Raw genomic sequence first — 9,361 nt, forward strand, 5'->3', positions numbered from 1 at the left:
GGTTCATCGCACTTTGCCGGGGAACGCATTCTTGATTTTCAAGAAGAAGTAGGATGCGTCCCGGAATCCGTAAGCCATGCGTTTGATCACTTTGATGCGATTGTTGACGCCTTCCAGGATGGATGAGTTCATCGGATAGATGGCCGAAGCCAAGATACCGCGCCGGTATTTGGCCAAGCGTTTAGCGAACTGGATCAGCGGTGCGATCTGGCTTTCCAGGGCGAGCTTGAGCCAGGTTTTCCATCGACGAGCACCTTCCCAGGCCGATGGCGCATACCAGATCTCTTTCAGTTCGGTCTTGAGCAGGTAGACCGTTGCCAAGGGCTGGTTGGCGGCGAGCAGTTCGTCAAGTTTGATCGCCTGGTCGGTTTTGAGATTGTCGCGATTACGCAGCAAAAGCCATCGGCTGCGCTTGATGACCTGACGGGCTTTTGGCTCTGCACGTAGTGCATTGGCTTGATCGACCCGTACCCGGTCAACGACTTCGCGGCCAAAACGGGCCACGACATGAAATAGGTCGTAGACCACCTCGGCATTGGGGCATTGCTGGCGCACTTCGAGATCCATAGCCGTGTTCATGTCCATCGCCACGGCTTCAATCCGCTGGCAGCCTTCCGGTCCCAGCATCTCGAAAAATGGCCGGATCGCTTCCCGGCTATTGCCTTCTCCAACCCACAATACGCGCATCCGTTCAGCATCGAGCGCGACAGTGGCATAGCGGTGTCCCTTGTGCAGGGCGAATTCGTCCATCACCAGGCGCCGTACACCCTCTGCTGAGAAGTCAGCATGCAAGTGCTTCAAGCGCCGATGATCGATCTCTTTGACGGTATGCCAGTGTAGGCCGGTCAGCCGGGCCACATGTGCTATCGGAAGCAGTTGCGCCAGCGCCTCGACCCACAGGCGCACACGATGCGTAATGCGTGAACGCCGGTCAAGCCAGACAATGTGCTCGGCAACCCGTGCATTACAGTGATGGCAGTCCAGTCGCCGCACTGGCACATCAAGCCAGACGCGTTTGTCCAGAATATCGCGGTCGCGCACCTTGCGTCTTCGGCGCTCATGCACCAAGGCGCAAGGCTGGCGGCACGACCCACACAAAGCATCACTTGTCGGACAGGGTTCGAGAACGATCAGCAGGGAACCGTCTTTCTGTTCTTGGACGGAGTCGAGAATATGGCCTTCCCAAAACGGGAGAGACGACATAGCATTGAGCATGGCGGTGGTTTGAAAGATTGACTTGTTTGGCGACTATCAATCTACCAACTTCAGACCCCCGCCACCACTTCCTGCTCAGATCGTCAATCCCGTCTTCCCCCATTCCCCGCGAAGAACCTTTTTTTATGCCTCGGATATCGCACGCGGACAGATGATTTTCTTGCACGCTTCCGCCAAAAAAACGCTTGCATTTCCTGCAGGGGTGCCCAATAATGCAAATGCGAATCATTCTTATTTAAGGCGAAATGACCATGCAGACCCAAGCCAACCAATCGAAGCCGGCGCCTGCTGCCCGGCAACCCGTTCCCGTACGCCGCCTGACCACCGCGGGCTTGATGCAGGACCAGCGCGAAGTCGAAATCGAGCACGCGGGCCGCATTTATCGCCTGCGCATCACCCAGCTGAACAAATTGATTCTCACTGCCTGAACCAGTTATTTCAGCCAGCCGCCGCCAGCTGATCGTTTCCGAGGAGAGTACGATGGCCGTCGACCATACCGACCCGATCTACCTGGCACCCGCCAATGGCGGGCAGCAGCCGGAACTGATGTTGTCCGCCGTGCTGCATCTGATGTCCCATTACACGGCTGACGACAAGGGCTGCGTCAAACTCGCGTCCGTCATCGAACGGCATCTGAAGGCGCTGGCCGGGTTGCCGGGCCTGTCGCCCGTGCTTGCGGCGACCTGCCAGCAATTGTCCGAACAATGGGCCGTCGTCGTCGAGCGCTCGCTGCCGCAACCGAAAAAGGATGATGGCTTCCTTGCGCGGCTGATGACCAAGGGCCGTGCGGCGCCGCAGGCGGTTTGACCATGTGCGACAAACATGCCCCCAGCCAGCCGCAGGAAGCGCAAACGTCGCGCCGGCGCCGCATCTGGGAACTGGGCCACACCTGCCATTGCCCCCTGGTCGGCGTGTCCATGCCGATCGGCATCTTGCGCAAGCTGGTCGGCAAGGTCACGGGCGGCACGGTACTTGCCGACGACTACGAGATCCACGTGGGCGCCGTCAGCGAATGCGGCACGCGCAACCGCCTGTCCGAGGTCCTGCAGAAGGAACTGGAACGCCGTTATGCGCCCATCGTCCAGCGCTTCCGCGCTGCGCGCACGACGGAGGCAGTAGCCGAACTGTGGCAGGCCGCAGTGGCCGGCGGCGATGTGGCAGGCGCTTTCTGGGCCGGCCTGACCCATCCCCGCTGCGCACCCGAGCTGGAAGAGCGGATGTGCCGCGACCTGCACATGATCCAGCACCAGGCCGGTGCGTGCGCCCGTGCCGATATCAACCGCTTCAACGCCGTGGTGGAGGAAAACGGACAATTGGCGCGCGAGCTGGCGAAGCTGCAGCAACGCAGCGCCGCCATGCAGCTCGAACGCACGGCCGAACAGGAACGCGACGCCAGCGCGCTGATGCAACTGCGCACCCAGCTGGTCAACCGCGACAGCATGATCGATGCGCTGCGCCACGAACTCGAACAGTTACGTGAAGCGATTCCGGACCTGGCGTCGCGCGAGCGGCTGGCGCAACGACTGGAACAAAGCGACGAGCGCGAACGGCTGCTGCGCGAACAGGTTGCCGAGCTGCGCCGCGAACTCGTGCAAGTCCAGGCCCAGGCACAGCCGGCGGCGCGCGACGAGGTACCCGCTCCGCCCGGCCCCGTCGAGCACGTGATCCGCATGCCGATCCGGCTGGCCGAACGCAGCATCCTGTGCGTGGGCGGACGCAGCGGCAATGTCGCTTCCTACCGGACGCTGATCGAACGCGCCGGCGCCCAGTTCGCCCACCACGACGGCGGCCTCGAAGACAATGCCGGCAAGCTCGAAGCCAGCCTCGCCGCCGCCGACCTGGTGATCTGCCAGACCGGCTGCATCAGCCACAGCGCCTACTGGCGCGTGAAGGACTTCTGCAAGCGCACCGGCAAGCGCTGCGTATTCATCGACAATCCCAGCATCTCCAGCCTGCAACGCGGGCTCGAGGAACTGGCCCCCTGAGTACCTCTCATCCGCACCCGTGCGGACCTCCCTCGGCCCCGCTTCGTGCGGGGCTTTTTTTAGTTTCATCGCGTCGACGGGCGTGATGCCGGGGAATATTTCCTGAATCCGGGGTCTGACCCCGGTGTGGAGAAATATTCCGATCAGTACACATCGCGCCGGTAGCGCCCCGCCGCGGCCAGCGCATCGACGTCACTGTCGCCGAGGATGCCGCGCAGCGCGCGGTCGACGCCGCCGGCCATGCCCTCCAGGCTGCCGCAGACATAGATGGCGGCGCCCTCGGCGATCCACGCGCGCAGCGCATCGGCGGCGGGCGGCAGCAAGTCCTGAACATAGATGCGCCCAGGCTCGTCGCGCGAGAACGCGAGGTCGAGACGCGCGAGCAGGCCCTGCTCCTGCCAGCCCGCGAGCTCGTCGCCGTAGTGCAGGTCGTGGGCGCGCTGGCGTTCGCCGAACAGCAGCCAGTTGCGGCCCTGGCCCGCGGCAACGCGCGCACGCAGGTGGCCGCGCAGGCCGGCAATGCCGCTGCCGTTGCCGATCAGGATCAGCGGGCGGGCGGCATTGTCTTCCAGCCGGAAACGGCGGTGCGGCCGCAACCGCAACGGCACCTGGGCGCCTTCCAGCGCCTCCTGGCATAGCCAGCCGGAGGCGATACCGCTGCTGCCGTCGTCATGCCGGTGCAGGCGCACCAGCAGGTGGACGCGGCCGTCGCCCGGCACCGATGCAATCGAATACTCGCGTGGCCGGTCCGGCTGTGCAGGTGGCGCCACCTGCACCAGGTCGCCGGACTGCCAGGCCGGCAGCGCGCCCGCCGCCGGTACCAGTTCGATGTGATAAATCGGCGCCCCTGCGCTGCCGGGGTTCATCAACCGCCGCCGCGCCAGTCGCCATGGCATGAAGGCCGGCGCATCCCAGTCCGGCGCATCGCTGGTGCCGGCCAGGTGGGAAAGGTGCCGGCGCCAAGGCGCGAGGTCGGCTGTCGCGCCCCGGTCCACGTCCACGCGCGGGAACAGTGGCTGCGCGCCCTGCGCCGCCAGCCAGCCGTCGAGCGCCCGGCCGAAGCCGCAGAAATGCGCATAACTGCTGTCGCCCAGCGCCAGCACGCCGTAGTGCAGGCGAGGCAGCGGCAGCGAACGCGTCATCAGCTTGCCGGCAAACGCGGCACCGCCATCCGGTGCATCGCCTTCGCCGTAGGTACTGGCGATGAACAGCGCCCGCTCGGCGCCCTGCAGTGCCGCAGCGGTCACATCGCCCAGTTCCATGACGCGCACGCCGATGCCCGCCAGCCGCAGCATGGCCGCGGTCTGCTGCGCCAGTTCCTCGCCATTGCCGGTCTGGCTCGCATACGCGACGATCCATGCGGACGCATCCGCAGCCCCGGAGTTACCGGCGGCAGCGCGCTTGCGGCGCATGCGCAGCCACGGCAGGAAGCAGGTGACGCCATACGCGGCGAAACAGGCGGCTGTCAGGGCCAGCCGGGTCGTGTCATTCGTCAGTATCATGCTAAATGGATCATGCTCGATTCGTCATGCTTGATTGGTCATGCGTAATTCGGCATGCGTGATTCGGCATGCCCGAGCCGCCACGCATCGTCGTTCGACATGATCGTTCATGCCAGATCGAGCATTGCCCGCATGTGCGAGCTCAGGTGTTCAACAGGGCCGCTGCCGGTGCGCACCACGAAGCGCGCTGCAATGCCGCGGCGTTCCGCCAGCGCCAGCCCGTCCACCGGGCCCAGCACCGTCAGGGCGGTCGACCAGGCGTCGCACGCCATGCAGCTGGCATCGATCACGGTCACCGCCGCCAGGCCATTGTCGATCGGTGCGCCGGTGCGCGGATCGATCGTGTGCGCATGGCGCCGGCCGTCGTGCAGGAAGAAACGGCGGTAGTCGCCGGAGGTGGCCACTGCCAGCCCGTGCAGCGCGGCGACGATGCCGTCGTCGCCGGCGGACGTATCGTCCCCCCCTTCCAGCGCCACCCACCATGGCTGGCCATCCGGCTTCAGGCCGGCGCCGCGCAGCTCGCCCCCCACTTCCACCAGGTAGTCGCGGATGCCCTGGCTTTCCAGCCAGCCGGCCAGGCAATCGACACCGTAGCCCTTGGCGATGGCGGACAGATCGAGCTGCACGCCGCCCGGCTGCAGTGCACTGCGGCTGACAGGATCGAGGCGTACGCGCGCGGCCGGCAGCGCAGCCTGCGCCAGCTCGGGCGACGGTGCCGTGAAGCCGGGCGCATCGTAACGGTTGACGGGGCCGAAGCCCCACAGGTTGACCAGCGCCCCGGCGCAGGGATCGCAGGCGCCGCCACTGTCGCGGCACACGTTGAGCGCATACGCCAGCACATGGAAAAACGCCGGCGGCAACACTTGCCAGGTACCGGCCGGGGCCCTGTTGAAGCGGCCCAGGTCGGAGCCGGGTTCCCAGTGGCTCATCTGCGCCACCACGTCGTCCAGTTGCGCCTGCAGGCCGCCCGCCAGGTCCGGCGCCGCGGCCGGCTGGGCCACGCGCACCGACCAGCTGGTGCCCATGCTCAGGCCGCGATACTCGCGCACCTGCGCCCCGGCGGGCGGCGGCCGGGACGAGATCGCGTGCGGCAGCAATGTTCGGCGCAACCCCGTGCGCATTACTCGGGCAGCACTTCCACCGTGCCCGAGTACGTCACGCGGCGGGCCGGCGGCTGCTGTTGCCCACCTTGCCCACCTTGCGCCTGCGGTGCCGGCCAGCTGGCGGTCGCCACATACATGCCCGCAGCCGGGATCGTGAACGTGATCTCGCCCTTGGCATCGGTATTGAAGCGCACTTCGTTCAGCGTGCCACGGTAGCGCACGCCGCCCGGGATCAGGCTGAATGGCAGGTTCGCGGCAGGCTTGCCGTCGAGCAGGAAGCGCCAGGTGGCCTTCTCGCCGGCACGCAGCTCGGTCGGGTTCGTCACCGGCACCAGCTCCAGGCCGGTGCCGGTCGGTTTCAGCACAGCGTCGCTGGGCTCGTTCGCCGTCACGAACGTCTCGATGCGCGAATTGGTGCGCGTGACCTTCAGGTCCTGCGCATCCGCCGGCACTTCCTTGGCCATATTCGCTTCGGTACCGCGCCAGCGCTTCATCTCGCCATTGACCTTGTAGCTGGCGAACACGTTCTGGTTCACCAGGGCGATCTTGTAGGTGCCGTTCTTGGCCATCTTCACGTCGAACGAATTGCGCAGCTTGCCGTTGGAGACGTTCTGCGGCTCCAGCGTGGCGCCATCCGGGCCGATGATGGTCAGGCCATCCAGTTTCAACGGCACGTGGTCGATATCGAACAGGCCTTCCGAGATGGCGGCATCGACGGTTACCCAGGCTTCCCGGTCGTTTTCGACAAAGGTCGACGACGGCAGCATCCACGGCTTGTGCGCCTGGGCGCCGAACGCGGCGCCGGCCAGTGCCAGCGCGATCACGGTTTTTTGAATTCGCATCATGTTCTCCTTATGGCTTGACCTGAACCACGACATTGCCCAGCTCTTCCTTGCCCTTTGCCGTGAACTCCTTGGCGCCCTTCGGCGGCCATGCCACCGGCACCTTCACCAGTTCGCGGCCGCCGGCCTCGCGGGAAGCTTCCACCACCACCGTGTACTGGCCGGCCGGCAGCTTGCCCAGCGCATCCTTCGCGCCCGGGAACGTCAGCGTATGTTCGCCAGGTGCACGGGTCGCGCCGGACACGCCGTCGACCGGCATCGCCAGGTCGCGGCCGGTCTTGCGCCACCACTGGCGCATGTCCTTCAGCCACTTCTCGCCGGCCTTGTCCTTCTTCTTCACGTCGTACAGCACCGCCAGGTTCGTCACCACTTTCTGGTCCGCGTTTTCCAGCCACGCGGCGATGTACGGCTTGTGGTATTCGGCAACGTTCAGCTGCGGAATGTCGAGTTTCAGGGCCAGGTCGGCGGCCATCGCCTGCGCACTGGCCAGCGGAATGGCCAGCGCGATGGAATAGCGTAATTTCATGGTGTGCCTTTTTTATTAATGGATGAACAACAGAGCAATGACGATCGGAATCAGCATCCCCAGCCCGATCACGGGCCAGGTGGATGGCCGGTTGGCCGCATGGAATTTCAGGATCAGGAAACCGGTAATGCAGAACACCAGGCAGATCACGGCAAAGATATCGATGAACCAGTTCCACGCCGTGCCGGTATTGCGGCCCTTGTGGACGTCGTTCAGCCAGGAAATCCAGCCGCGGTCGGTATTTTCGAATTCGGCCGCGCCATCCTCGAAGCCGATGCGCACCCAGGCATCGCCACCGGCTTTCGGCATCGGCAGGTAGACTTCATCGACGGACCATTCGGCCTCGCGTCCCCCCGCCTTGACCGACCACGTGTCGAGCAGCCAGCGTTCGGCCGCCGCAGGCAGGGGCGCCTTCTCGCCGTCACGCTCCTCGCCCAGCGCCTTCAGCTGCGCCACCAGCGCCGCCGGGGCCTCGGCCTGCTGGCGCACGACCGTCGGCTTGGCCTCGATCTGCGCCGCGTGGTTCAAGGTAATACCGGTAATGCTGAACAGGAACATGCCGAGCAGGCACAATGCGGAAGAGATCCAGTGCCACTGGTGCAATTGCTTCAGCCAGACAGCCCGGCTGGCGTTCTTGGCGGTGGCCTGCAGCGCGTCGGCCCGCACGTCCTGCTGCGTCGCACGCGGCGTTTCCTGCTGCGCTTCTGCCCGCGCCTCTTCCCGAGTGTTCACTTTTCCCTGATGGTATGCTTGTAGTAATCAATAGATGATAATGATTATCATTTAAGACGTCAACGGGCGGCTGCTCGGCTGTTACAAACGAAACAAATCTCCGGATCGGAATTTCCTGTACGGCAGCGTACAGATGCATGCGTGGTACGCGACTTATCGTTACCGCTTGTACAGGACAATCTTGAAAGGAGCATCATGGCCACGTTCACTACCGAAGAACTGCACGATTTGCGCGATCGTATCAAGGATGTAAAGTTCGGCATGTTTACCACGCAGGACGGCAACGGCGCGCTGACGAGCCGTCCGCTGACGCTCCAGCAACTGGATGACGGCGGCAGCCTGTGGTTCTTTGTCTCGGACCAGGAAGCATTTACCCGCGAACTGCTGGACAACCCGTCGATCAACGTGTCGTTCGCGGACGTCGACGATCACCTGTATGTATCCGTGTCTGGCCGGGCCGAGCTGCTGCGCGACCGCGTCAAGGCCGAAGAATTGTGGAACCCGATGGTCAAGGCCTGGTTCCCGCAAGGCCTGGACGACCCGCACCTGGCGCTGCTGCGCGTGAACGTGCAGGGTGCCGAATACTGGGATACCGCGAACAGCAAGATGGTCACGCTGTTCGCCATGGCCAAGGCCGCCATCACCGGCAAACCGCCGACCAATGTGGGCGAGCATCGCCACCTGGGGAATTAAAGCGAGCGCCAACAAAAACCCCGGCACGCGGCCGGGGTGTCGTCATACGCCGGAACTGGCATCCGGCCCAGGGGCACCGCCTTCGGTGCCCGGGGGTTCCCGGCCCTGGCGGGACGAATGGTCGCCGCTTTGGCGTGAACCCTGGTCCGCCGATTGGCGGTTGCCGGGGATAGGCTTGTCCAGGCGGCGTACTTCCGTCTCGGGCACATCGACATTGCCGATGCCCGGATGGTCCGTATCTACCAGAACGAAGGTATCTTCACTGTTGTTGTTCTTGCGGGAGTTGTCAGGTGGAGTCATGCAGTATCTCCTGAACCCTGTGGTTACCCTGCCGTTGCGGTGGAGTCAACCCTGGCGGTTTTCGCCGCGGTTGTCTGACTGGCCGGCCAGGTTGCCCTGGTCGCTGTCGGTGCTGCTGGCGGCGCGCGAGGCGCTCTGGCGGTTGCCGTTCTTATGGCTCATGGCGCCTGCGCGGCGAGCCTCTTCCGAGGTGAACTCGTGCGCCGTGCCCTTGGCGTGCGCGGCGCGGCCACCTTCGGACGCGATTTCACGCTGCCGCTGCGGGTCCATCGATGCGAAGCCGCGGTTGCGGGTGGTGCTTTGCTTGTTTCCTTGTGCTTCGCCTTGTCGATTGCCTCGATTGTTACCCTGATTTGAAGCCATGATGGTCTCTCCTGAAGTGACGCATTGGGGGAACGCTGACGTGGGTGCAGTGAGGAGGGATCCCGGTGCCCGAGCGGGATACCGACCAGCGACGATCTTT

12 protein-coding genes are annotated in these 9,361 nt (G+C 64.4%); 4 read left to right on the forward strand and 8 right to left on the reverse strand.

Going from position 1 to position 9,361, the window contains the following annotated elements:
- Positions 1–3: 3 nt before the first annotated feature.
- A complete protein-coding gene (locus tag ACY34H_RS24270) occupies positions 4–1,215 on the reverse strand; it encodes an ISL3 family transposase (RefSeq protein WP_464975433.1) in 1,212 nt (403 codons plus the stop codon).
- A gap of 251 nt (positions 1,216–1,466) precedes the next feature.
- Here ACY34H_RS24270 and hemP point away from each other — a divergent pair, with 251 nt between their 5' ends.
- The 3 genes from hemP to ACY34H_RS24285 are packed head-to-tail and all read left to right on the forward strand — an operon-like array spanning position 1,467 to position 3,200.
- On the forward strand, positions 1,467–1,643 hold the full coding sequence (hemP, locus tag ACY34H_RS24275; RefSeq protein WP_464980153.1) for a hemin uptake protein HemP: 177 nt from the start codon (positions 1,467–1,469) through the stop codon (positions 1,641–1,643).
- Positions 1,644–1,695: 52 nt separating this feature from the next.
- Entirely contained in the window at positions 1,696–2,022 is a 327-nt protein-coding gene (locus tag ACY34H_RS24280; RefSeq protein WP_464980036.1) for a hypothetical protein, read from the forward strand.
- 2 nt (positions 2,023–2,024) lie between these two features.
- Positions 2,025–3,200 (forward strand): DUF2325 domain-containing protein, encoded by a 1,176-nt coding sequence (locus ACY34H_RS24285; RefSeq protein ID WP_464980037.1) that lies wholly within the window; start codon positions 2,025–2,027, stop codon positions 3,198–3,200.
- Positions 3,201–3,343: 143 nt separating this feature from the next.
- Here ACY34H_RS24285 and ACY34H_RS24290 read toward each other — a convergent pair whose 3' ends face one another.
- The 5 genes from ACY34H_RS24290 to ACY34H_RS24310 all read right to left on the reverse strand — a co-directional run bounded on the left by ACY34H_RS24290 (position 3,344) and on the right by ACY34H_RS24310 (position 7,824).
- Positions 3,344–4,702, reverse strand: a complete 1,359-nt coding sequence (locus ACY34H_RS24290; RefSeq protein ID WP_464980038.1) for a sulfite reductase subunit alpha — start codon at positions 4,700–4,702, stop codon at positions 3,344–3,346.
- Between the two features lie 107 nt (positions 4,703–4,809).
- A complete protein-coding gene (locus ACY34H_RS24295) occupies positions 4,810–5,811 on the reverse strand; it encodes an FAD:protein FMN transferase (protein WP_464980039.1) in 1,002 nt (333 codons plus the stop codon).
- An 11-nt stretch (positions 5,812–5,822) separates the two neighbouring features.
- Entirely contained in the window at positions 5,823–6,647 is an 825-nt protein-coding gene (locus tag ACY34H_RS24300; protein WP_464980154.1) for a DUF4198 domain-containing protein, read from the reverse strand.
- A 10-nt stretch (positions 6,648–6,657) separates the two neighbouring features.
- Complete coding sequence (locus ACY34H_RS24305; RefSeq protein ID WP_464980040.1) at positions 6,658–7,173, reverse strand: DUF2271 domain-containing protein; 516 nt, start codon at positions 7,171–7,173, stop codon at positions 6,658–6,660.
- Positions 7,174–7,188: 15 nt separating this feature from the next.
- The gene (locus ACY34H_RS24310) at positions 7,189–7,824 is read right to left on the reverse strand and encodes a PepSY-associated TM helix domain-containing protein (protein ID WP_464980155.1); all 636 of its coding nucleotides are present in this window, start codon (positions 7,822–7,824) and stop codon (positions 7,189–7,191) included.
- Positions 7,825–8,100: 276 nt separating this feature from the next.
- Between ACY34H_RS24310 and ACY34H_RS24315 the strand changes: the two genes are divergently transcribed.
- The gene (locus ACY34H_RS24315) at positions 8,101–8,598 is read left to right on the forward strand and encodes a pyridoxamine 5'-phosphate oxidase family protein (RefSeq protein ID WP_464980041.1); all 498 of its coding nucleotides are present in this window, start codon (positions 8,101–8,103) and stop codon (positions 8,596–8,598) included.
- Positions 8,599–8,640: 42 nt separating this feature from the next.
- Here the strand turns inward: ACY34H_RS24315 and ACY34H_RS24320 are convergent, their stop codons facing one another.
- Both ACY34H_RS24320 and ACY34H_RS24325 read right to left on the reverse strand, forming a co-directional pair.
- Positions 8,641–8,898, reverse strand: a complete 258-nt coding sequence (locus tag ACY34H_RS24320; RefSeq protein WP_464980042.1) for a hypothetical protein — start codon at positions 8,896–8,898, stop codon at positions 8,641–8,643.
- 45 nt (positions 8,899–8,943) lie between these two features.
- Positions 8,944–9,261, reverse strand: coding sequence for a KGG domain-containing protein (locus tag ACY34H_RS24325; protein ID WP_464980043.1), 318 nt, complete (start codon positions 9,259–9,261; stop codon positions 8,944–8,946).
- Positions 9,262–9,361: the final 100 nt, after the last annotated feature.

The organism is Pseudoduganella sp. jia 9 (assembly GCF_055502615.1).